This is a genomic window from Mesorhizobium sp. YIM 152430 (assembly GCF_029210365.1).
Taxonomy (GTDB): Bacteria; Pseudomonadota; Alphaproteobacteria; order Rhizobiales; family Rhizobiaceae; genus Aliihoeflea.
Window position 1 is genome coordinate 408,071 of sequence record NZ_JARGES010000027.1, and the last position, 23,269, is coordinate 431,339.

The window sequence follows — 23,269 nt, forward strand, 5'->3', positions numbered from 1 at the left end:
ATGACGCTTCTCAATCCCATTTACCTTCCGGCCAAGCGCACCGGCGAACCGACGATCGTCGACGGCGTCGCCGACGGCTACGAGGCGTTCGCGCTGGCCGCCGTCGCGGCTGGGCAGGAGGGGCCCGTCGTCTTCGTAGCGCGCGACGGGCAGAAAATCCCGGCCCTTGCCGAAATCCTGCAATTCGTCGCGCCCGGCCTTCCGGTGCTCGAACTGCCGGCCTGGGACTGCCTTCCCTATGACCGCGTGTCTCCCGGCAGCGACGCGGTCGCCCGCCGACTTGACGCCATGGCGTCGATCGCCGCGCTTCGCGCCACGCCGCACCGCGCCATCGTCCTCGTCAGCGCCAATGCGGTGCTACAGAAGATGCCGCCGCTCGATTTCGTCGCCGGACAGACGTTGAGCGCGAAGCCCGGCAACCAGATCGACATGAACGATCTCGTAGCAAGGCTGGAGACGAGCGGTTTCGAGCGCGTCGCGACGGTGCGCGATGTCGGCCAATATGCGGTGCGCGGCGGCATTCTCGACCTGCTCGCGCCCGGTGCGGAGGAGGCGCTGCGGCTCGACTTCTTCGGCGACACGCTGGAATCGATCCGCGCCTTCGATCCCGCCTCGCAGCGCACGACCGGCCAAAGGCGCGAATTGCGGCTCCAGCCGATGAGCGAGATCGCGCTGACGCCCGACACGATAAGCCGCTTCCGCCGCAACTACATCGAACTTTTCGGCGCCCCTTCGCGCGACGACGCGCTCTACGCCTCGATCAGCGAGGGCAGGCGCTTTGCCGGCATGGAGCATTGGCTTCCGCTCTTCTTCGAGACGGTGGAGACGATCTTCGACTATCTGCCGGACACGCCGGTAATCTTCGACCATCTCGCACGCGAGGCGATCGGTGAGCGGCACACGCTGATCCGCGACTATTACGATGCGCGCAAGCGGCAGTCGTCGGGCAGCGTCGGCGAGGCGGTTCCCTACAAGCCGCTGCCGCCGGACGCGCTCTACCTCTCGGCAGATGCGGTGAAGGCGGCCGGAGAGGGCCGCGACGTCCTCGAATTCACGCCTTTCGCCGCACCGGAAGTCGACCGCCGCCGCATCATTCATGCGGGTTCGGAAGCCGGACGCTCCTTTGCCGAGGAACGCGCGGACCCGTCGATCAACGTCTTCGACCGCGCCGCGCGCTACATCGCCGAATTGCGGGCAAACAAGCGCAAGGTCCTCGTCGCCGGCTGGTCGGAAGGCTCGTCCGACCGTCTTGCGCAAATCCTCGGCGAGCACGAACTCGAAGGCGTCGTGCGCGTCGCATCGCTTGCCGAACTCGAAAAGCTCGGGGCCGACAAGATCGGCCTTGCAATTTTGCCGCTCGAAAGCGGTTTCCAGACCGACAAGCTGGTCGTCGTCGCCGAACAGGACATGCTCGGCGACAGGCTCGTGCGTCGTTCCAGGAAGCGCAAGAAGGCTTCTGATTTCATTGCGGAAGTTGCCGCGCTGAATGCCGGCGATATCGTCGTTCACGCCGACCACGGCATCGGCCGCTTCGTCGGGTTGCAGACCATCACGGCGGCTGGTGCGCCGCATGATTGCCTGGAACTGCGTTATGCCGGCGACGATCGGCTCTTCCTGCCGGTCGAGAACATCGAGCTTCTGTCGCGCTATGGCGCCGAGGGCTCCGAGGCTACGCTCGACAAGCTTGGTGGCGGGGCATGGCAGGCGCGCAAGGCGAAGCTGAAGAAGCGCCTGCTCGAAATGGCGGGGCACCTGATCCGCATCGCCGCCGAGCGCACCTTACGGCCCGCGCCTGTAATGGCGCCGCCGGACGGCGTCTATGGTGAGTTCGCCGCGCGCTTTCCCTATGACGAGACCGACGACCAGCAGAACGCCATCGACGCGGTGCTTGACGATCTGGCGCGCGGCCGGCCGATGGACCGCCTGATCTGCGGCGATGTCGGCTTCGGCAAGACCGAGGTGGCGCTGCGCGCGGCCTTCATCGCCGCGCTCGAAGGCTTTCAGGTCGCCGTCGTTGTGCCGACGACGCTGCTCGCGCGCCAGCATTTCAAGACGTTCTCACAACGCTTCGCCGGGCTCCCGGTCAAGGTGCGGCAGGCGTCGCGACTTGTCGGCTCGAAGGAACTCGCTGAGACCAAGAAGGGCATCGCCGATGGCACGATCGACATCGTCGTCGGCACCCACGCGCTCCTGGGCTCGGCCGTCAGCTTCAAGAATCTCGGCCTGCTGATCGTCGACGAGGAACAGCATTTCGGCGTCAAGCACAAGGAACGGCTGAAGGAACTGAAGAGCGACGTCCACGTCCTGACGCTTTCGGCGACGCCGATCCCGCGCACGCTGCAACTGGCGCTGACGGGCGTGCGCGAACTCTCGCTGATCACAACGCCGCCGGTCGACCGCATGGCGGTGCGCACATTCATCGCACCGTTCGACCCGCTGGTGATCCGCGAGACGCTGCTGCGCGAGCGCTATCGTGGCGGCCAGAGCTTCTACGTCGTCCCGCGCATTTCAGACCTTGGCGAGATCAAACAGTTCCTCGACGAACAGGTGCCGGAACTGAAGGTCGCGACAGCCCACGGCCAGATGCCTGCGGGCGAACTCGACGATATCATGAACGCCTTCTACGACGGTCAGTACGACGTGCTCCTGTCGACGACCATCGTCGAATCGGGCCTCGACATCCCGACCGCCAACACGCTCGTCGTCCACCGCGCCGACATGTTCGGCCTCGCGCAGCTCTACCAGATCCGCGGCCGCGTCGGCCGCTCGAAGTCGCGCGCCTATGCGCTCCTGACGCTGCCGGCCAACAAGATGCTGACCCAGCAGGCCGACCGCCGCCTGAAGGTTCTGCAATCGCTCGACACGCTCGGGGCGGGCTTCCAGCTTGCCAGCCACGATCTCGACATTCGCGGCGCCGGCAATCTTCTCGGCGAAGAGCAGTCCGGGCATATCAAGGAAGTCGGTTTCGAACTCTACCAGCAGATGCTGGAGGAGGCCGTCGCCGAAACGAAGGGCGACGTTGATGCGGGCTCCGGCGAATGGTCGCCGCAGATCGCGGTCGGCACGGCCGTGATGATCCCCGAAAGCTACGTGCCGGACCTGCAACTGCGCATGGCGCTCTATCGCCGCCTTGCCGAACTCGACACGCCGCAGGAGATCGACGGTTTCGGCGCGGAACTGATCGACCGTTTCGGCCCGCTGCCGCAGGAGGTCGAGCACTTGATGAAGATCGTCTTCATCAAGGGCCTGTGCAAGCGCGCCAATGTCGAGAAGCTGGACGCCGGGCCGAAGGGGGTCGTCATCCAGTTTCGCAACAAGAGTTTCCCGGAACCTGCCGGCCTCGTTCGCTATATCGGCGAGCAGGGTGCGGCGGCGAAAATCCGTCCCGATCATTCGATCGTGCTGGTGCGCGAATGGGCGACGCCCGCCAAGCGGCTGCAAGGCGCGGCGGTCATCATGACGCAACTGGCGAAGATCGCGGACAAGGCTGCCTGATCAGGCGGCGGGACCGAGTTCGCCGCGTGCCTTGGCGGCGGAAACTTGCCGGATGGCATTGGCAAGGACGGCCGGGTCCTGCGCGCCCATGACCGCATAGCGGCCTTCGAGGAGGTAGCAGGGAACGCCGGTGACGCCCATCTGCTGCGCTGTTTCGATCTCGGCCCGCGTTTCGGCGACATCCGCCTCGGTTGGCAGGAGCGCCTCCACCACGGCAGCGTCCATGCCGGCTTCGCGCGCGATGTCGACGAGGACGGCACGATCTCCGATATTGCGGCCGTCCTCGAAGTAGGCCTGCATGAGCCGCTTCTTCACTTCCGTCTGGAGATTGTTTTCGGCCGAGCCTGCCCAGCGGATGAGGCGGTGTGCGTCGAGCGTATTTGGTGAAACCTGGATCGCATCGAGCGCGAAATCGATACCGGCCGAACGACCGGCTTCGCTGACCCTGGCGAAGATTTCGTTCAGCCGTTCCTCGCTGCCGAATTTCGCCAGCATGTATTGTTTCCGGTCCCGGCCTTCCGGCGGAATGGTGGCGTCGAGCTGGTAGGGTCGCCAGCGCAGGTCGACCGGGATTTCGCTCGCCTGAGCCATCGCCGCATCGAGCCGCTTCAGCCCGATATAGCACCAGGGACAAACGACGTCGGAAACGACGTCGATCGAGATCGGGGCTATGTGCTGCATGTGCGAATCCCTATTGCGCGCGCCACCAGGCAGGTAGGTGGATGCCGTAGAGCGGAAGCCTATCAGGGCGTTCGATGCGCGACCAGCGCGCGACCCAGAGCTTCGGCTGGTGGTAGAGCGGCACGACATAAGCGCCGTTGAGAAGGACGCGGTCATAGGCGCGCACCGCATCGACGAAGCTTTCGCGCGTCTTGGCGTTCAGGAGGTTTCCGATCATCGCATCGACGGCGGGCTCGGCGACGCCGGCATAGTTCATCGTGCCCTGCGGTTCTTTCGCCCCGCTCCCCCAGCGCCCGACCTGCTCGACGCCCGGCGAAAGAGACGCCGTGTAGGTGTGCAGGATCATGTCGTAGTCATAGGTCAGGAGCCGTTGCTGGTATTGCGCGTCGTCGACCGAGCGAATCGTCAGCCCGATTCCGATGGAGCGCAGGGTGCGCTGCCAGGCGGAAGCGATTTCCTCGCCGTTTCGGCCGCGCAGCATGATCTCGAAGGCGAGGGGCCGTCCGCTCGGACCGACCATGCGTCCGTCCTGCATCGTGTAGCCCGCCGCGTTCAACGCCTCGAAGCCCCTGCGTAGAAAATCGCGGTCGCGGCCGCTTCCATTGGTCTTCGCCGGTTGATGTTCGCCGACAAGAATTTGCGGCTCGATGGTCTCGGCAAATTCTCCGAGCAATGCGAGTTCGGCCTTGCTCGCCTGACGGTCGATGGAGGACAGTTCGGAGCGCGCATAGAACGATCCGGTCCGCTCATAGGCATTCGACAAGAGCGTGCGGTTGACCCATTCGAAATCGAAAAGGCCGGCAAGCGCGCGACGGACGGCAACGTCCTGGAAAACCGGCCGGCGCGTGTTCATCACGAAACCTTGCATTCCCGAAGGCAGTCCGGTCTGGAACTCTTCCTGCACGACGCTGGCGGAAGCGACCGCTGGAAAGTCGTAGCCTGTTGCCCAGCGTTGCGCATTGGTCTCGAGCTGGATGTCGACGAGCCCCTTCTTGAAGGCTTCGAACATCGTGTTCGTGTCGCGGTAGTAGGTGATGCGGATCTCGTCGTAATTGTCGAGGCCGCGCTTCGACGGATGATCTTTCGCCCAATAATCGGGATCGCGCTTGAGCACGAGGCGCTCGCCCGGACGAACGTCGGCGATCTTGTAGGGGCCACTGCCGATCATCGGCGTCAAGGTCGAACGGTCGAATGTGTCGCGGTCGATGGCATGTTCGGGCAGCACCGGCATCAGGCCGAGGATCAGCGGCAGTTCCCGGTCGGGCTCGACGAATTCGAAACGCACCTTGTCGCCCTCGACGATCGTCTGCGCGATCTTGCGCGCCGTCGTCGCATAACGCGGATAGCCTTTTTCGGCCAGGAGTTCGACCGTGAAGGCAACGTCCTCCGCGCGGACCTGTTCGCCGTCCGAAAACCGCGCATCCGGATCGATGGTGAATTCGACGAAGGAGCGTTCGTCGTCCGTCTCCACCGATCGCGCGATCAACGGATAGAGCGAGAATGCCTCGTCATAGGAACGCTGCATCAGCGTCTCGAAGACATTGTTGCCGAGTTCGAGGTCGAGGATGCCGCGCGCGCCAGACCCCTGAACGATGAACGGGTTGAGGCTGTCGAACGAACCCTGGACCGCATAGTCGATGCGCCCGCCCTTTTTCGCGTCAGGGTCGGCGTAGGGCAGGTGCGCATAGTCTTCGGCCAGCGCCGGTTCGCCATGCATGGCGATGGCGTGGCGCGGCTCGCTTTTCGCCTGCGCGAACGGCAGCGCCATGACCATGGCCGCGGCTGCTATGCCCAGAACTCCTCGCATTCCTGTTTCTCCGAAAAATCGCGCGCTGATTCGGGCAAGCCTAGTCGATACGCGGCATGGTTTGAACCGATCGAGCGCTTCGCGCGACGATCTGCACGCCCTTATGGGCAAAAAGGCGGAAGGTCTGGATTTCGGCTGGCATAAGGTGTAGACGCCCCCCGCAGTCATGCTCTGGCCGCATTTGGCCAACACGACGCCAGTCTATGGACCACGGCCGGTACCGACACTCAGTTTCTTACGCGAAAGGATCGCTTCGGATGACGACCCTTACCACCGCATCCACCATCTCCACGATTGCCGCTGGCCTGATGGGGCTGGCGCTTTCGACATCGGGCGCCAGCGCCCAGCAGCAGCCCGAATTGCCACAGGGCTGGTTCAAGGCTTGTAGCCAGCAGGAAGAGACCAATATCTGCAACGTGCAGAACATCATGGTCTCCGAATCCGGCCAGTTGCTGACCGGCGTCAGCCTGATCCAGATCGAAGGCGGTCAGGCCCGTCGCGTTTTCCAGGTCACCGTTCCGCCCGGCCGCCTTCTGCCTCCCGGCATTGGAATGCAAATCGACGGCGGCGAGACGCAGAAGCTCGACTATGTGATCTGCCTGCCCGACCGCTGCATCGCGGAAGGCCAGTTGACCGACAATCTGGTCAACTCCTTCAAGCGCGGCTCGAATCTGCGCCTGACCTCGGTGAATTTCCAGAACCAGCCGAACCCGATTCAGGTTTCGCTGTCAGGCTTCACCCAGGCTTTCGACGGTGCGCCGTTGCAACAGTCCGACATCGAGGACCGCCAGCGCCAGCTCCAGGACTTCGTCAGCCGCAACACGGAAGACTTCAACCGTCGCCTGCGTGAAGAGCAGGAGCGCGCCAAGCAGGGCGCCGCCGGCGCGGCAACCGAGACCGACTAGGCTCGGCTAGGGCCGATGAATCGAAACGGGCGGCCACTGGGTCGCCCGTTTTCGTTTCAGTGACTTGCGCGGGGCTTCGGCTCGTAACGCCCACCGCTGAGTGCGCCGAAATACTCGCGCAGTTGCGGGTGACGCACCGGCTCGCCTGTCTCGTCGGGCAGGAGGTTCTGCTCCGAGACATAGGCGACATACTCCGTCTGCGCATTTTCGGCGAGCAGGTGGTAGAACGGCTGGTCCTTGCGCGGACGCACATCGGCAGGAATGGCGCGATACCATTCCTCGGTGTTGGCGAATTCGGGATCGACATCGAAGATCACGCCGCGGAACGGGAAGATGCGGTGGCGAACGACCTGGCCGATGGCGAACTTTGCGTTTCTTGTCTCAGGCATTGTCTGACCTCACAAGTCTATCTGGCGCAAGAGGGAGCCGAATTCAATCCCGCGCGGGTTGACGCCCGGCCGATCGCTGCGTAAGCGCGGCGATCCGCACCGATCGCAGGCCCCATGTCCGAAATCATCGCACTCGTTCTGCCCTTCTTCGGCGTGATCTTCATCGGTGGGCTTGTCGCGCGGCTCACGAGGCAGCCGGTCGAGGCGCTCGGCTGGATGAACTTCTTCATCATCTACCTCGCCCTTCCGGCACTTTTCATCCAGTTGCTGTCGCGCACGCCGCTCGAGGATCTGACCAACTGGCGTTTCATTTTCGGCGCGGTCGCCGCGACCTATTGCGTGTTCTTCCTGATGTTCGCCATCGCCTGGATCAGGACCCGCGATCTGCGCCAGACCACGATCCAGTCGCTCGCCGCGTCCTATGGAAACATCGGCTATATGGGTCCGGGCATCGCCATCCTGGCCTTCGGTTCCGAAGCCGCCGTTCCGGTGGCGCTCATCTTCTGCTTCGAAAATGCGGTTCACTTCGCCATGGCGCCGTTTCTGATGGCCGTCGCCGACCGCAGCCGACAGTCCTTTTCAGGCGTGGCGATGGATGTCCTGCGCAAGATCGCCCTTCATCCCTTCATCATCGCCTCCGCGATCGGTGTTGCGCTGGCATGGTTGCAGTTCCGCCCACCGCTTCCGCTCGAAACGCTGATCGATTTTTTCGCCCGCGCCGCCGCGCCATGCGCGCTTTTCGCCATGGGCGTGACGATCGCGCTCCGGCCCTTGAAGCGGGCGCCGATCGAACTGTTGCCGATCACATTGTTGAAGCTCGTGATCCATCCGGCGATCTGCTACGCGATGCTGACGGCGATCGGCGGCTTTCCGCCGATGTGGATCTATACCGCCATGCTGCTTGCCGCGCTGCCAACGGCCACCAACGTCTTCGTCATCGCCCAGCAATATGGCGTCTGGATCGAGCGAGCCTCGGCGAGCGTGCTCGTCACGACAATCGTGTCGATCGCGACCCTGACGCTCACTCTTTATGCCATCAAGTCCGGTCTCCTGCCCGCCGATCCTTGGTCTTGAAGGAAAACATGGACCGCAACCCGTTGCCGGGCCGCATTCCTTCATGCATGAAGAACGCACGCATGGGCGAGAAGGCGCGAAGGGCTTCGAAGACCGTGCTGCGGGCAAGTTGCGCGGGCAGAAGATCCGAAAGCAGCGAGCGGTTGAGCAGATTGACCGCATTGGCGCGCATCGCAACGTCTGGCCGGCGTCGAATTTCGTAGTCGGAAAGCGCCGCCGATGCCCCCGGATCGGCGCGGTGCCTTGACGCGACGGCGACGAGGCTTTCGACATCGCGAATGCCCAGATTGAGCCCCTGGGCCCCGATCGGCGGAAAGACATGGGCCGCCTCGCCGATCAGGGCGATGCGCCTGTCGGCGTAGCGGCGGGGTTGCGAGGTCGAGAGGGGATAGGCTTGCGGGTCGGTCTCGACAGTGACGCGTCCGAGCATCGACCGCATCCGGCGTTCGACGCGCGTTGCAAGCGCGGTCCGGTCGAGCGCGAGCAATTCTGAGGCATCCTGGGACTTCACGACCCAGACGAGGCTCGATCGGCCTCCTCCGAGCGGAACCTGCGTGACCGGCCCCGATTCGGTATGAAATTCGGTCGAGATACCTGAATGCGGGCGCGTATGGGAAAAGGTCAGAACGATCGCCGTCTGCCCGGTCGGGCGTGCGTCGACTTCGATCCCGGCAGCAATGCGGGCAGGGGAACTGCGCCCATCGGCAGCGACGACCAGCCTCGCGACGAGTTCCGAACCATTCGCGAGCCTTGCGGCGACACGGTCTTCGCGAGGGTGCCACCGCTCCACCAGCGCCTCGTGCCGGGCGACATTGGGTCGCGCGACGGCGGCAGTTTCCAGCGCGGCGTTGAGTTCGGAATTGGCGATGTTGAGACCGAAGGCGGGAAGGTCGATCTCGGCCGCCCGGAACGTGACCGTCGGGCTGCGTACGAGCCGCGACGTCGCATCGACGATGCGCATGGTCTTCAACGGTTCGCCATGCTCTTCGAGAAACGGCCCCATGCCCAGCGATTCGAGATGGCGAACCGCCGGTTCCATGATCGCGGTCGTGCGGCCGTCGCTTGCCGACGCCTTCGGCCCGACCAGCGCCGTCCGGAAACCGGCATCGGCAAAGGCAAGCGCCGCGATGAGGCCGACAGGCCCGGTTCCGGCGATCAGGACCTCATGCTCGCTCTGTTCCATCGTTTCAGCCCGTTTTCCGTTTGATAGGAGCTATATGTTCTCACGGGCGGGATTGATCAACGGGGCGATTTGGCCCATTGCGGAGCCTCGACTTTGATTGGACGGCCGCCCGGCCATCCCTCGCAAGCTGGACTGGCCTCGACCCGTGAGCAAGGACACCAACCGAAAGCCGCTGTCGCAGCGCATCCCCAAGCCGAAGAAAAAGGTGACGTGGCCGCAGGCTCGCGCCTTCTCGGTGCATCTCCTGACGGCGTCGGGCTCGTTCCTCGCCTTCCTGTCGCTGGTTGCGGCTGCCGAAAAGCAGTGGACGGCGATGTTCCTGTGGCTGGGCCTCGCGCTCTTCGTCGACGGCATCGACGGCCCGATCGCCCGCAAGCTCGACGTCAAGGAAGTGCTGCCGACATGGTCGGGCGAACTCCTCGACAACATCATCGACTACGTCACCTATGTCCTGATCCCCGCCTTCGCACTTTATCAGAGCGGCTTCATGGGCGAGGGGCTGTCCTTCCTGTCGGCGGCGATCATCGTCGTGTCGAGCGCGATCTACTATGCCGACACCGGCATGAAGACGAAGGAGAACTTCTTCAAGGGGTTTCCGGTCGTCTGGAACATGGTGGTCTTCACGCTCTTCGTCATTGAGCCCGGCGAGTGGGTTTCGTTCGCCGTGGTCCTGATCGCGGCCCTGCTGACCTTCCTGCCGCTCAACTTCCTCCATCCGGTGCGCGTCCAGCGCCTGCGCCCGCTCAATCTGGGAATATTCCTGGGCTGGTGCGCTCTGTCGGCCTATGCGCTGCTGATGGACATGAATCCGTCCGAATTCGTGCAGATCTCCATCGCCATTCTCAGCATTTACCTGTTCTGCATCGGCATCGTCATGCAGATCTTCCCGAAGCTCGGCCTCAAGAGGGACTGAAGGCGATCGGCGATCACACGGTTGAAGCTTGAAGCACTTTCAAATTCAGGCAAGCTTTGCGCGTTGGCTTCGCCAAGCATAAGGTCACGACAGGGAACAGAAAAAGGCAGGCCAAAGGCCGCCGCATGGGGGTTGAGTGGATCAGTCCGATCCGAGCCATACCGATGCCTTGCTCGCGGTTCGCGGGCTGACGAAGATTTTCGGATCGCTCAAAGCCTGCGACAATGTCGACCTGACCATCGGTCGGGGAGAAATCCACGCCCTTCTCGGCGAGAACGGCGCGGGAAAGTCCACATTGGTCAAGATGCTGTTCGGCTCGCTGGAGCCGGCCTCCGGCACCATATTCTGGAAGGGCGAACCCGTTCGCATTGCGAGCCCGGCGCAGGCACGCGCGCTCGGCATCGGCATGGTCTTCCAGCATTTCTCGCTGTTCGAGGCTTTGACTGCCGCCGAGAACATTGCGCTTTCCATCGACGACGACACCCCGATCATGAAGATCGCGGAACGCGCGCGAAACCTTTCCAAAGCCTATGGTCTGCCGCTCGACCCGTTCAGCCATGTCGGCGACCTGTCGGTCGGCGAGCGCCAGCGCATCGAGATCATCCGCTGCCTCTTGCAGGAACCCGAACTCATCATCCTCGATGAGCCGACCTCGGTCCTGACGCCTCAGGAAGCCGACAAGCTGTTCGAGACGCTGGAGCGGCTGAAGGGCGAGGGCAAGTCGATCCTCTACATCTCGCACCGCCTCGAAGAGGTGAAACGCATCTGCGACCGCGCGACCGTGCTGCGGCACGGCAAGGTGGTCGGCCACTGCGACCCGAAGCAGGAGACGGCCGCGTCTCTGGCACGCATGATGGTGGGGCTCGAAGTCCAAAACGTCACCCGCGACGTGCCCGCCATCTCCACAGACCGCAAGCCGCTGCTCGAAATCGAGATGCTCAGCCGCAAACCCGCGACGCCGTTCTCGGTCGCGCTGCGCGACATCTCCGTCACGGTCCATGCCGGCGAGGTGCTCGGCATCGCGGGTGTCGCCGGCAACGGTCAGGGCGAGTTCTTCGAGGCCGTCTCCGGCGAGGCGTTGCAGGACCGGGCCGACACGGTCCGCGTTGCAGGTCACACGGTCGGACGCCTCGGCATCTCGCAGCGCCGCCTGAAAGGCGCGGCCTTCGTGCCCGAGGAACGGCTCGGCCATGGCGCCGCGCCTGCCATGCGGCTTTCGGAGAATCTGTTCCTGTCGCGCTACCGCACCGACGCGCGCGACTATATCGGCGCGGCAGGCACCATCCGCACGAGCCGGATCGCTGCCGCTGCCAGGCGCATCGTCGAGGCGATGGACGTCAGGAAAAGCGCGGAAGACCCTGAAGCGTCGGCGCTTTCCGGCGGAAATCTGCAAAAGTTCATCATCGGGCGCGAGCTTGATCGCGATCCGAAAGTGATGGTCGTCAACCAGCCGACCTGGGGTGTCGACGCCGGTGCCGCCGCGCGCATCCGTCAGGCGCTGATCGACCTCGCCCGCTCCGGCTCCGCCGTGCTCGTCATCAGCCAGGATCTCGACGAACTGTTCGAGATGTCGGATGCGATCGCCGTCATGCATGACGGGCAATTGTCCGCGCCGATCCCGATAGGCGAGGCAACCTACGAGAAGGTCGGGCTCCTGATGGGCGGCGCCGATGCGGCGCACCCGCCACGCCCGTTCGAGGAGGAGGCAGTCTGATGCGGCTCGAACTCGTCAAGCGGCCGCAGCAATCGACGCTGTTCAGCGCGCTGTCGCCTTTCATCGCATTCGGCCTGACAATCGTCGCCGGCGCAATCCTCTTCGCCGCCCTCGGCAAGGACCCGATCGAGACGCTCTACTACTATTTCATCGATCCCCTGACCGAGACGTGGTCGTTGCACGAACTGGCGATCAAGGCCGCACCGCTGATCCTGATCGCGGTCGGCCTGTCCGTCTGTTTCCTGTCGAGCAACTGGAACATCGGCGCCGAGGGTCAGTTCATCATGGGCGCGATCGCCGGCTCCATCCTGCCGGTGCTTTTTCCCGACTTCCAGTTCTGGTTCGTGCTGCCGCTGATGCTGATCATGGGCATGGCCGGCGGCGCGGCCTATGCGTTCATCCCGGCCATCCTCAAGGTGCGGTTCAACACCAACGAGATCCTGTCGAGCCTGATGCTGGTCTACGTCGCCCAACTCTTTCTCGACTGGCTGGTGCGTGGTCCGTGGCGCAACCCGCAAGGCTTCAACTTCCCCGAAACGCGCAACTTCCATGAATACGCGATCCTGCCGGAAATCTGGTCGGCATCGGGCCGCGCGCACTGGGGATTTGTCTTTGCCCTGGTTGCGGCTTTTGTGCTCTGGTTCATGCTGTCGAAGACGCTGAAGGGCTTCGAGGTCAAGGTCATCGGCCAGAGCCCGCGGGCAGGGCGCTTCGCCGGTTTTTCGGCCGGCCGCATGGTCGTCTTCGCCTTTCTCGTCTCCGGCGCCATGGCGGGCCTTGCCGGCATTTCGGAAGTCGCCGGCGCCATCGGACAGCTTCGTCCCACCATCTCGCCGGGTTACGGCTTTACCGCCATCATCGTCGCTTTCCTCGGCCGACTGAACCCGCTCGGCATCGTCGCCGCCGGCCTGATCCTCGCCCTTACCTATCTCGGCGGCGAGGCGGCGCAGATTTCCGTCGGCCTGTCCGACAAGGTGGTGCGCGCCTTCCAGGGCTCGATCCTGTTCTTCGTGCTGGCCTGTGACACGCTGATCCACTACCGCGTTCGCCTCGTGCGTCCCGCTCAAAAGGCGGAGGCCGCCCATGCTTGAAGCCATCCTTCTCACCGTCTCGATGGCCGCGACGCCGCTTTTGCTGGCGGCGATCGGCGAACTCGTGGTCGAGCGCTCGGGCGTCCTCAATCTCGGCGTCGAAGGCATGATGATCATGGGCGCGGTCACCGGCTTCGGCGTCGCGCTGATGACCGGCAACCCGTTCCTCGGTGCGCTCGCCGCAATTATCGTCGGCGCTCTCTTCTCGCTGCTCTTCGCCTTCCTGACCTTGACGCTCGTCACCAACCAGGTCGCGACCGGCCTCGCGCTGACGCTCCTGGGATTGGGGCTTTCGGGCATGATCGGCGAAAGCTTCGTCGGCCAGCCGGGCGTGCGCCTGCCGCGGCTCGACGTGCCGTTCCTGTCCGAACTGCCGATCGTCGGGCGGCTGGTCTTCAGCCAGGACATGATCTTCTACGTATCCGTCTTCCTGACCGTTGCCGTCGCCTGGTTCCTGTTCTACACCAAGGCGGGGCTGACGCTGCGCTCGGTCGGCGACAACCACAATTCCGCCCATGCGCTGGGCATCAAGGTCGTGCGCATCCGCTATCTGGCGGTTCTGTTCGGCGGCGCCTGTGCGGGGCTCGCTGGCGCACACCTGTCGCTCGTCTACGTACCGCAATGGGTGGAGAACATGACGGCCGGCCGCGGCTGGATCGCGCTGGCGCTGGTCGTCTTCGCGTCATGGCGCCCTCTGCGCGTCCTTGCGGGCGCCTATCTTTTCGGTGCGGTGTCGATCGGCCAGCTTCATGCCCAGGCGCTGGGTATCGGCATTCCTTCGCAGCTTCTTTCGGCACTTCCCTATATCGCGACGATTGTCGTACTTGTACTCATCTCTCGAAACCGGCGACTGACTATGGTGAACACACCGGCATCTTTGGGGCGGCCGTTTGTTCCAGATCGCTAGAAATCAAAAACGCGGGATATGCCCCTTGGTGACCAACAGAGGACGAACTTCAATGAAAAACACCCTTATTGCCCTGGCAGCCTCCGTTGCCGTGCTCATTCCAGCGGTCGCCTCCGCGCAGGACGATCCGACCAAGGCCTGTTTCATCTATGTCGGCCCGATCGGCGATTTCGGCTGGTCCTACCAGCACCATCAGGGACTGCTCGAAGCCGAGGAGCATTTCGGTGACAAGCTCGAAACCGCCTATCTCGAAAGCGTGCCGGAAGGCGCCGACGCCGAGCGCGCCATCGAGCGTTTCGCGCGCTCGGGCTGCGACATCATCTTCACGACGTCGTTCGGCTACATGGACCCGACCAACAAGATCGCGGCCCGCTTCCCGGATGTGAAGTTCGAGCACGCGACCGGCTACAAGCGCGAGCACCCGAACGTCGCCACCTACAATTCCAAGTTCCATGAGGGTCGCTACGTCCAGGGCGTGATCGCCGCCAGGATGTCGGAAGCTGGAGTTGCAGGCTATATCGCTTCCTTCCCGATTCCCGAAGTTGTCATGGGCATCAACGCGTTCATGCTCGGCGCGCAGTCGGTGAATCCGGACTTCCAGGTCAAGGTCGTGTGGGCGAACACCTGGTTCGACCCGGCGAGGGAGGCTGACGCGGCCACGGCGCTGATTGATCAGGGCGCCGACATCATCACGCAGCACACCGACTCGACCGGCCCGATGCAGGTCGCGGCCGACCGCGGCATCAAGGCATTCGGCCAGGCGTCCGACATGATCGAGTTCGGCAAGGAAACCCAGCTCACCTCGATCATCGACGACTGGGGTCCGTATTACATCGAACGCATCCAGGCCGTCATGGACGGCACCTGGGAGCAGCACGACGTCTGGGAAGGCATGGCGGAAGGCCACGTCGTCATGGCGCCCTATACCAACATGCCCGACGATGTGAAGGCGGAAGCCGAGGAGATCGAAGCCAGGATCAAGTCCGGTGAGTTCGACCCCTTCACCGGCCCGATCAAGAAGCAGGACGGCTCGGACTGGCTCGCCGAAGGCGAAGTCGCGGAGGAAGGCGTGCTCCTCGGCATGAACTTCTACGTCGAGGGTGTCGACGACCAGTTGCCGCAGTAAAGCCGGTCTCGCATACGATTAGGAAAAGGGCGCTTTGTTCGGCGCCCTTTCTCGTTTCCACTGACGACGCTCCTGACAATCCGCTGTCAGGAGGGGTGGAGTAGGGTGCGCCATCCAACGCAACGATGAGGACGCACCCGATGCTGAAATTCTACCACGCCCCGTGGTCCCGCAGTTCCGGCATACTCTGGCTTCTTGAGGAAATCGGCGCGCCCTACGAGATGGAGATCGTCGACATCCGCAGGCAAGGCGGCGTCGATGAGGCTTACCGCGCCATCCAACCAAGCAAGAAGGTGCCCGCGATCGTCCATGACGGCGTCACCATCACCGAGCGCGCCGCGATCACGGCCTATCTGGCGGACCGCTTCCCAGACGCCGGGTTGGCACCCGCGATTGGCGATCCGCGTCGGGGACCGTACTTGACCATGCTCGTCTATTGCGATTCCGTCTTCGACCCGGCACTGGCAGCCCGCGCCCACGGGCTCACCTATGAGAGCAACGATTATTCGTTCGGGCTCTTCGACGACATGGTGCGCTATGTCGAGAGGCAACTGACCGAGCACGACTATGCTGCCGGCAACAGTTTCACCGCCGCCGACACGCAGCTTGCATCTGCCATTGGCTACACGATGAACCATATGGAGGTGCTGCCCGAAAAGCCAGCCTTCGTCGACTACATGGCGCGTGTAGCGGATCGCCCGGCGAACAAGCGCGCCGCGGCAAAGGATTACGAACTGGCAATGGCGACGCCCTTCTTTCAGACGCAGATGGCGTCGAGCCGCTGATCAGACCGCCGTGCCGCTCAGGTCGTAGGCGCCGGCGCTGTCGATCTTGACCGTCACGACGTCGCCGACCCGCAGCGGACGGCGCGACGTTATGGAAACCGAGCCGTCGATCTCCGGCGCGTCATAGCGCGTGCGCCCCTTGGCGGTCAGGCCCGTCGTTTCGTCGATGATGACGGGCAACCGCTTGCCGACCTTCTTTGCGAGCAGTTTGGCGGAAACCTTCTGCTGGCGCTCCATGAACCGGTTCCAGCGGATTTGCTTCACCTCGGCCGGCACTTCGGGAAGGTTCATCGCTTCGGAACGCGCACCGCCGACTGGCTCGTATTTGAAGCAGCCGGCGCGGTCGATCTTCGCTTCGTCCAGCCAGTCGAGCAGCATCTCGAAATCCTCCTCCGTCTCGCCCGGAAAGCCGACGATGAATGTCGAGCGCAGGGCGAGGTCCGGGCAGATCTCCCGCCATTTGCAGATGCGGTCGAGCGTCTTTTCCTGATGCGCGGGACGGCGCATGTTCTTCAGCACCGCCGGCGAGGCGTGCTGGAACGGAATGTCGAGATAGGGCAGCACCTTGCCATCCGCCATCAACGGAATGACCTCGTCGACATGCGGGTAGGGGTAGACGTAATGGAGCCGCACCCACGCGCCCATGTCGCCGAGTTCGCGGCAAAGGTCGAGAAAGCGCGTGCGCACGGCGCGATCCTTCCACTGGCTCTCCTGATATTTCAGGTCGACGCCATAGGCACTGGTATCCTGCGAGATGACGAGGATTTCCTTGACGCCCGCCGCGACCAGCTTTTCCGCCTCTCGCAATACGTCCGCAGCCGGACGTGAGGCGAGGTCGCCGCGCAACGCCGGGATGATGCAAAAGGTGCAGCGATTGTTGCAACCCTCTGAAATCTTGAGATAGGCGTAGTGGCGCGGCGTCAGCTTGACGCCCTGTGCAGGAATAAGGTCCAGGAATGGCTCGTGCGCCGGCGGGACTGCCTCGTGGACCGCGCCCATGACGCTCTCATAGGCTTGCGGACCGGTGATCGCGAGCACGTTGGGGTGCTTTTGGCGGATCAGTTCCGGCGTCGCGCCCATGCAGCCGGTGACGATGACCTTGCCGTTCTCCTTCATCGCCTGGCCGATCGCCTCGAGCGACTCGTCGCGCGCGGAATCGAGAAATCCGCAGGTATTGACCACGACCACGTCCGCGCCGTCATGCTTGCGCGCAATTTCGTAGCCCTCGGCGCGCAGCCGCGTGATGATCCGCTCGGAATCGACCAGCGCCTTCGGACACCCAAGGCTGACGAACGAAACGCGCGGCGCTGACATGATCTGCGGACCTTCCGGATATCTGGCGATTTTGGAGATGTGGCGGCGCCATAGCACAGAAGAACGCGGCGGGAAACGCGCATTCACTCCTGCGGCGATTTGGGCTCGTCGGCGGCGAGGTCCGCTGCGCGAAGCGTCCGCGTGAAGGTCCTGCCCGCAAAGATGACTGTCGAAAGGTCGGGGGCCGACATCTCGTGGACGGTTCCGTCCATGCAGACATAGGAGGGCCATCCTGCGGGTTCGCAAAAATGGTAGCTGGTCCAGTTGGTCGCGGCTGACCAGATCTCCATGCGGAAGGTGCCGTCCGGCATCCTCCTGATCGTCGAGCCGTCATCGGCCTCCCAGAAGAAGGGAATGATGCTCGGCCTGGGCCGCGCCGGATCGACGGCGACCGATAACGGTTTGGGGCCGTAAATGAACCAGTTGAGCCGCGCGCGGGTCATCGCGGCCGCAAAACGCTCGGGCAGGGCGATCGGTCGCGGCGGCTCGATGAGCCGCGCGCTGTCCGCCCGAGTTTCAAGGGACAGAAGCAGCGCCGCAAGCGCCAGAGAACATCGCAAAGAGGTCGCCAATTCGTCCGTCGCTCCCTTCGCCCCCAATGAGAAGCGATACGCCATCACGCATATTTGCGCCAGTTTGCGGGAAACCAAAACCCACGCAGGTGCGTATCGGTAGTTCGTTTTCAAAATAGCGGGATCTGCCTGATGAAGAGCAAAATATTGGCCGCCGCGCTCGCTGCGCCGATTATCACGCCGGCATTCGCACAGTCTTTGGGCGGACCGGAGATCGAAAGCCTGATCGGTGACAAGCGTGTCTTGCTGTCGACACCCTACGGTCTTGAACTTCCACTGCGCTATGGCTCGGGAGGCGAGGTTTCGGGCGACATTTCAGGCTTCACCATGGCGGCGATGTTCACGCCGAGCGAAACCGGCCGGTGGTGGGTCGAGAGCGACCAGCTCTGCCAGCAATTCCCCACCTGGTACAATGGCGCGACCTTCTGCTTTGCGATCGAACAGACGGGCGAAAGCTCGATCTCGTGGACACGAAACGATGGTCTTTCGGGAACGGCGCGGATCGAAGGTTGAACGGGCGGCAATTTAGTCGAAATTTAACCATGCCGGCAGGGTGAATGCCGGCAGACACAATCCTGCCCGGTTCCAAACACAATCGATTAATACGCAGCTAAACAATTCGTGCGATCCACAGGATTGCTCGACTGTGGACGCAGGCAACACGTCCAAATAGATTTTGGCTGCGCATATACGTCGCATTGGGGATCGGGGACACGAGATATGGCCGAACTTGGGCGCCGCAGGACGAAGACGCTTGGCTCTCTCCTGCTTGTGACCTGTGGCGCAGCTGTGCTGGCCGCCTGTTCGTCCGGCCCATCCCAGGTCGCAAGCGACAAGCCGAAGCGCTCCAAGGAATATTTCGCCGAGTCCGAATATGGCGTGAAGGCCAGCCCCCGCGTCTCGACCCTTGCCACGAACCTGCCGCGCGGCGGCGGTCGTGATCAGGTTGGCCGGCCCTACAAGGTGCGCGGCCAATGGTACACGCCGAAGGAAGATCCGAACTACCGCAGTTCGGGTCTGGCAAGCTGGTATGGCGATGCCTTTCATGGCCGCCTGACCGCCAATGGCGAAGTCTACGACAAGACCCACCTGACGGCGGCACATCCGACCATGCCATTGCCCAGCTATGCTCGGGTCACGAACAAGAAGAACGGACACTCCGTCATCGTGCGGGTCAACGATCGCGGGCCCTTCGCCAAGGGGCGCGTGATCGACCTGTCGCAGCGGGCGGCCGAAATGCTCGACTACAAGAACAGCGGCGTCGCGCAGGTTGCCGTCGAATATGTAGGGCGGGCGCCGTTGCACGGTCTCGACGATCAGTTCCTTTTGGCGTCCTATCGCCCCGGCGGCGCGGCGCCGAATCCATCGAATGACGGCCTGCCGACCGGCGTGATGATCGCCATGAACGGCACGACGCCAACCGCGCCAGTTCCCGCCAGCCCGACGCCTCAGGCGGTTCCCTTCCCCGGTCAATTGACGGCAACACCGGCTTCGGATGGCCATATCGTCCTTCCCGACGTGGCACCGATCGCGCCGGCACGACCGCCGGTCACGCTTGCATCGGTAAATGGCGCCTCCAGTCTCCTCCTGTCTTATGCGGACGAGCGGATCAGCGCGGCCAGCGCGGTGTCGAGCTTCGGCGCACACCGGCTCGACGCCGATGCCGTCATCGCGTCCTTTGCCCGCACCAGCGCGGCGCGCGAGGGAACCGGCGCGCCGGGCTACGTCAATGCCGGCACGTTCGCCTCGAAGGTCGAGGCCCTGACCATCGCATCGCGCTTCAGCGACTTGGCACAGGCGCAAATCGAGACGGACCCGTCGGGCCAGTGGTTCGCGATCAGCGTCGAGCAGAACGGCGGCGCCACACTCGACCAGATCCTGCGTCATGCATGGGCGAATGGCGCACCCGAAGCCATGATCATACGCGACTGATCGCTTTTCATTGCAACCCGGAACGCATCGTGATGCGATGCGTTAGACTTCGTGTTGCTGCTCGAAATTGAACCAGTCTGCACGCAGATCGGTCAGATGGCAGCACGAGACTGTCAATCGGGGAGCTCCATCATTTCAAACACTTGCTTTTTTCGTGTCGAAGCTTTCGAATGCGGCGATAGGGGAGTTGTCGCGTGGTAGCCTTCGACGAAATGCGCCCGGAAAGCGCCGGGCTTCGCAACCCATACTCCGAATATGACAACTGGCTAAGCGAGCAGGACACCGCACGCCTCGGCCAGAAAATGAAGGATGCCGAAAACGTCTTTCGCCGCACCGGCATCACCTTCGCCGTCTATGGCGAGCAGAACGCCGCCGAGCGCCTGATTCCCTTCGACATAGTTCCGCGCATTCTCGCCGGCGCAGAATGGCGGCGGTTGACGCAGGGCATCGAACAGCGCGTCCAGGCGCTGAACGCCTTCCTCGAAGACATCTACCACCGCCAGGAAATTCTTCGGGCAGGACGCATCCCGCGCGAATTGATCGCCGGCAATGTGGCGTTTCTGCCCGAGATGATCGGCGTGCGCCCGCCGGCAGGCGTCTATACGCACATCATCGGCACGGACATCGTGCGCACGGGCGAGAACGAATTCTACGTGCTCGAGGACAATGCGCGCACACCGTCGGGCGTGTCCTACATGATCGAGAACCGCGAGACGATGATGCAGCTCTTCCCCGAGTTGTTCAAACGCATCAAGGTCCGCCCCGTCGAGAACTACCCGCAACTGCTGCGCCAGTCACTGGCCGCAGTCGCCCCGCGCTCGGCTGACGAGCAGCCGACCATCGCCGTGCTGACGCCCGGCAGCTTCAACTCGGCCTATTTCGAGCACGCCTTCCTGGCCGACCATATGGGCGTGGAACTCGTCGAGGGGCAGGATCTGCGCGTCGTCGACGGCCATGTCGCCATGCGCACGACGGAAGGTTACAAGCGCATCGACGTGCTCTATCGCCGGGTTGACGACGATTTCCTCGATCCGCTGACCTTCAATCCGGACTCCATTCTGGGTGTTCCGGGCATCATGGATGTCTACCGCGCCGGCAACATCACAATCGCCAATGCGCCGGGCACCGGAATCGCCGACGACAAGGCGATCTATTCCTACATGCCCGAGATCGTCGAGTTCTACACAGGCCGCAAGGCGATCCTCGGCAACATCCCGACCTGGCGCTGTTCCGAGGCAGACAGCCTCGCCTATGTTCTCGAACATCTGTCCGAACTCGTCGTCAAGGAAGTGCATGGGTCGGGCGGTTACGGGATGCTGGTCGGACCGGCCGCCTCGAAAAAGGAGCGGGAGGCGTTCGCCGACAAGCTTCGTGCGCGACCGGGCAACTATATCGCCCAGCCGACGCTTGCCCTTTCGACCTGCCCGATTCTGACCGACGCGGGCCTTGCTCCCCGACACGTCGACTTGCGACCCTTCGTGCTCGTGTCGGACCGGATTCGCATCGTTCCCGGCGGGCTGACGCGTGTCGCCCTCAAGCCCGGCTCCCTCGTGGTCAATTCTTCGCAAGGAGGCGGCACGAAGGACACCTGGGTTCTGGACGACTAGGGGGAACGAATGCTGCTCGGACGAACCGCCAACGGCCTTTACTGGATGGCCCGCTACATCGAGCGGGCCGAGAACATGGCACGCCTCGTAGATGCGGGGCTGCGCATGGCGCTGACACGCAACGAAGGGGACGTCGAGGAATGGACCTCGGTCATCGTGTCGAGCGGCGTCGAGGCCGGGTACCGGCAAAAACACGGCGAATTCAACGCCGCCAATGTCTGCGACTATCTCCTGCGCGACACGGAGAACGGCTCGAGCGTGCTGTCGTCGATTGAGACCGCACGGTCGAATGCCCGAATGGTTCGCACTGCGCTCACACGCGAGACATGGGAGAGCATCAACGATGCCTGGATGTCGTTTCGCCGGATGCTTGCAGCGCCCATCGACGAGCGCGAGGTGCCGAAGGTCCTCGACGCCATCAAGCGTGAGACGGCGCAGATTCGCGGCGCCTTCCAGGGGACGATGCTGCGCAACGAGATCTACGATTTCTGCCAGCTCGGCCTCTATGTCGAGCGCGCCGACAACACCGCCCGCATCCTCGACGTCAAATACTACGTCCTCCTGCCGTCGATCTCTTGGGTCGGCTCGTCGATGGACAATTATCAGTGGGAGTCCATCCTGCGCTCGGTTTCGGCGCACCGATCCTACCGCTGGGTGTACGACGCAGCCTACAAGCCGACCAACATCGCCGAGTTTCTCATCCTGTCGCGCCGGATGCCCCGCTCGCTCGCCTTTTGCTACCGCATGATCGACGAGAGCCTGGAGGGCCTTGCCAACGACTACGGCAACCGGCACGCCTCGCATGAGATGTGCGAGAACACTCTGGCCCGAATGAAACGGATGACGATCAAGGACGTGCTGGACGAGGGGCTTCACGAATACCTGACCGACTTCCTCATCCGCACCAACAATCTGGGCGACCAGGTTGCGCGCGACTACAGGTTCTTCTGAGATGCTGCTCAACATCGTTCACCAGACGACCTACCGATACGACCAGAGCCTGCCCTATGCCTTGCAGCGTGTGCGCCTGATTCCGCGGACCGACGCGCTCCAGACCGTCGATCGCTGGGATCTTTCATACGAAGGCGCGCGCGAGGAGGTTCGTTTCGTCGATCATTTCGGCAACCAGTGCCGGCTCCTGAGCACCGAACCCGGCGCCATGCAGATCGTCATCACCGCAAGGGGCCAGGTGACGACACGCGACCAGACCGGCGTCGCCGGCCAGCACGCCGGTTTCGCGCCTCTGTGGCTGTTCGAACGTGAGACGCCGCTGACGATGCCGTCCGCCGCAATCAGCACCCTGTCCGAACCGCTTGGCGGTCAGGAAACTCTGGGGCTGTTGCACGACCTGATGGACACGATCCAGAAGCGGGTCGCATACGTTTCAGGGTCGACCACGTCCGAAACGACGGCCGACGAGGCGCTGGCGGCGGGGCAGGGTGTATGCCAGGACCACGCCCATATCTTCATTTCCGCGGTGCGCGCGCAGGGCCTGCCGGCCCGCTATGTCAGCGGCTACCTGATGATGGATAACACGACCCAGCAGGTCGCCACCCACGCCTGGGCCGAGGCGCATGTACCGGGTCTCGGCTGGGTGGGATTCGACGTCTCCAATGGCATCTGCCCGGACGAGCGCTATGTCCGCGTCGCATTCGGCCGCGACTATCGCGACGCCATGCCGGTTGCCGGAATCCGTCAGGGACAAGCGCACGAACAGCTTGAAGTCCATGTGACCGTCGAGCAGTAATCGCCAGTACGCAGTTTACGCGGGCAG

General features: G+C 63.3%; 20 protein-coding genes. 14 read left to right on the forward strand and 6 right to left on the reverse strand.

What is annotated here, in order from left to right; translation table 11 throughout:
- A complete protein-coding gene (mfd, locus tag PZ895_RS09740; protein ID WP_275838929.1) occupies positions 1–3,495 on the forward strand; it encodes a transcription-repair coupling factor in 3,495 nt (1,164 codons plus the stop codon).
- Here the strand turns inward: mfd and PZ895_RS09745 are convergent, their stop codons facing one another.
- Together PZ895_RS09745 and PZ895_RS09750 are read right to left on the reverse strand one after the other, a co-directional pair.
- Positions 3,496–4,176 carry a DsbA family oxidoreductase gene (locus PZ895_RS09745; protein WP_275838812.1) on the reverse strand — a complete coding sequence of 227 codons (681 nt, stop codon included), beginning with the start codon at positions 4,174–4,176 and terminating at the stop codon, positions 3,496–3,498.
- Between the two features lie 10 nt (positions 4,177–4,186).
- A complete protein-coding gene (locus tag PZ895_RS09750; RefSeq protein ID WP_275838930.1) occupies positions 4,187–5,950 on the reverse strand; it encodes an extracellular solute-binding protein in 1,764 nt (587 codons plus the stop codon).
- A gap of 290 nt (positions 5,951–6,240) precedes the next feature.
- Here PZ895_RS09750 and PZ895_RS09755 point away from each other — a divergent pair, with 290 nt between their 5' ends.
- Positions 6,241–6,888, forward strand: coding sequence for an invasion associated locus B family protein (locus tag PZ895_RS09755; RefSeq protein WP_275838813.1), 648 nt, complete (start codon positions 6,241–6,243; stop codon positions 6,886–6,888).
- 56 nt (positions 6,889–6,944) lie between these two features.
- Here the strand turns inward: PZ895_RS09755 and hspQ are convergent, their stop codons facing one another.
- Positions 6,945–7,277, reverse strand: a complete 333-nt coding sequence (gene hspQ / locus PZ895_RS09760; protein ID WP_275838814.1) for a heat shock protein HspQ — start codon at positions 7,275–7,277, stop codon at positions 6,945–6,947.
- A 114-nt stretch (positions 7,278–7,391) separates the two neighbouring features.
- Between hspQ and PZ895_RS09765 the strand changes: the two genes are divergently transcribed.
- Complete coding sequence (locus tag PZ895_RS09765) at positions 7,392–8,351, forward strand: AEC family transporter (RefSeq protein WP_275838815.1); 960 nt, start codon at positions 7,392–7,394, stop codon at positions 8,349–8,351.
- Here the strand turns inward: PZ895_RS09765 and PZ895_RS09770 are convergent.
- Complete coding sequence (locus tag PZ895_RS09770; protein ID WP_275838816.1) at positions 8,314–9,534, reverse strand: UbiH/UbiF family hydroxylase; 1,221 nt, start codon at positions 9,532–9,534, stop codon at positions 8,314–8,316. The two genes, PZ895_RS09765 and PZ895_RS09770, sit on opposite strands and share 38 nt — an antisense overlap.
- Positions 9,535–9,679: 145 nt before the next feature.
- Here PZ895_RS09770 and pcsA point away from each other — a divergent pair, with 145 nt between their 5' ends.
- From pcsA to PZ895_RS09800, 6 genes are all read left to right on the forward strand, one after another.
- Positions 9,680–10,447 (forward strand): phosphatidylcholine synthase, encoded by a 768-nt coding sequence (pcsA, locus tag PZ895_RS09775; protein WP_275838817.1) that lies wholly within the window; start codon positions 9,680–9,682, stop codon positions 10,445–10,447.
- A 136-nt stretch (positions 10,448–10,583) separates the two neighbouring features.
- Entirely contained in the window at positions 10,584–12,161 is a 1,578-nt protein-coding gene (locus PZ895_RS09780) for an ABC transporter ATP-binding protein (RefSeq protein ID WP_275838818.1), read from the forward strand.
- Complete coding sequence (locus PZ895_RS09785; protein WP_275838819.1) at positions 12,161–13,252, forward strand: ABC transporter permease; 1,092 nt, start codon at positions 12,161–12,163, stop codon at positions 13,250–13,252. The genes PZ895_RS09780 and PZ895_RS09785 overlap by 1 nt, the downstream gene beginning before the upstream one ends.
- Positions 13,245–14,159, forward strand: a complete 915-nt coding sequence (locus tag PZ895_RS09790; protein WP_275838820.1) for an ABC transporter permease — start codon at positions 13,245–13,247, stop codon at positions 14,157–14,159. Before PZ895_RS09785 ends, PZ895_RS09790 begins: the two co-directional genes overlap by 8 nt.
- Positions 14,160–14,211: 52 nt before the next feature.
- Positions 14,212–15,285, forward strand: coding sequence for a BMP family ABC transporter substrate-binding protein (locus PZ895_RS09795; RefSeq protein ID WP_275838821.1), 1,074 nt, complete (start codon positions 14,212–14,214; stop codon positions 15,283–15,285).
- A gap of 140 nt (positions 15,286–15,425) precedes the next feature.
- On the forward strand, positions 15,426–16,070 hold the full coding sequence (locus PZ895_RS09800; RefSeq protein ID WP_275838822.1) for a glutathione S-transferase family protein: 645 nt from the start codon (positions 15,426–15,428) through the stop codon (positions 16,068–16,070).
- Here the strand turns inward: PZ895_RS09800 and rimO are convergent, their stop codons facing one another.
- Both rimO and PZ895_RS09810 read right to left on the reverse strand, forming a co-directional pair.
- Positions 16,071–17,384, reverse strand: a complete 1,314-nt coding sequence (gene rimO / locus PZ895_RS09805; RefSeq protein WP_275838823.1) for a 30S ribosomal protein S12 methylthiotransferase RimO — start codon at positions 17,382–17,384, stop codon at positions 16,071–16,073.
- Positions 17,385–17,467: 83 nt separating this feature from the next.
- The gene (locus PZ895_RS09810; RefSeq protein ID WP_275838824.1) at positions 17,468–17,956 is read right to left on the reverse strand and encodes a hypothetical protein; all 489 of its coding nucleotides are present in this window, start codon (positions 17,954–17,956) and stop codon (positions 17,468–17,470) included.
- A 132-nt stretch (positions 17,957–18,088) separates the two neighbouring features.
- Here PZ895_RS09810 and PZ895_RS09815 point away from each other — a divergent pair, with 132 nt between their 5' ends.
- The 5 genes from PZ895_RS09815 to PZ895_RS09835 all read left to right on the forward strand — a co-directional run bounded on the left by PZ895_RS09815 (position 18,089) and on the right by PZ895_RS09835 (position 23,242).
- Complete coding sequence (locus PZ895_RS09815) at positions 18,089–18,469, forward strand: hypothetical protein (protein WP_275838825.1); 381 nt, start codon at positions 18,089–18,091, stop codon at positions 18,467–18,469.
- A 207-nt stretch (positions 18,470–18,676) separates the two neighbouring features.
- Positions 18,677–19,888 (forward strand): septal ring lytic transglycosylase RlpA family protein, encoded by a 1,212-nt coding sequence (locus PZ895_RS09820; RefSeq protein ID WP_275838826.1) that lies wholly within the window; start codon positions 18,677–18,679, stop codon positions 19,886–19,888.
- 194 nt (positions 19,889–20,082) lie between these two features.
- Complete coding sequence (locus PZ895_RS09825) at positions 20,083–21,495, forward strand: circularly permuted type 2 ATP-grasp protein (protein WP_275838827.1); 1,413 nt, start codon at positions 20,083–20,085, stop codon at positions 21,493–21,495.
- A 9-nt stretch (positions 21,496–21,504) separates the two neighbouring features.
- Positions 21,505–22,446 carry an alpha-E domain-containing protein gene (locus tag PZ895_RS09830; protein WP_275838828.1) on the forward strand — a complete coding sequence of 314 codons (942 nt, stop codon included), beginning with the start codon at positions 21,505–21,507 and terminating at the stop codon, positions 22,444–22,446.
- 1 nt (position 22,447) lies between these two features.
- Entirely contained in the window at positions 22,448–23,242 is a 795-nt protein-coding gene (locus tag PZ895_RS09835) for a transglutaminase family protein (protein WP_275838829.1), read from the forward strand.
- Positions 23,243–23,269 lie beyond the last annotated feature (27 nt).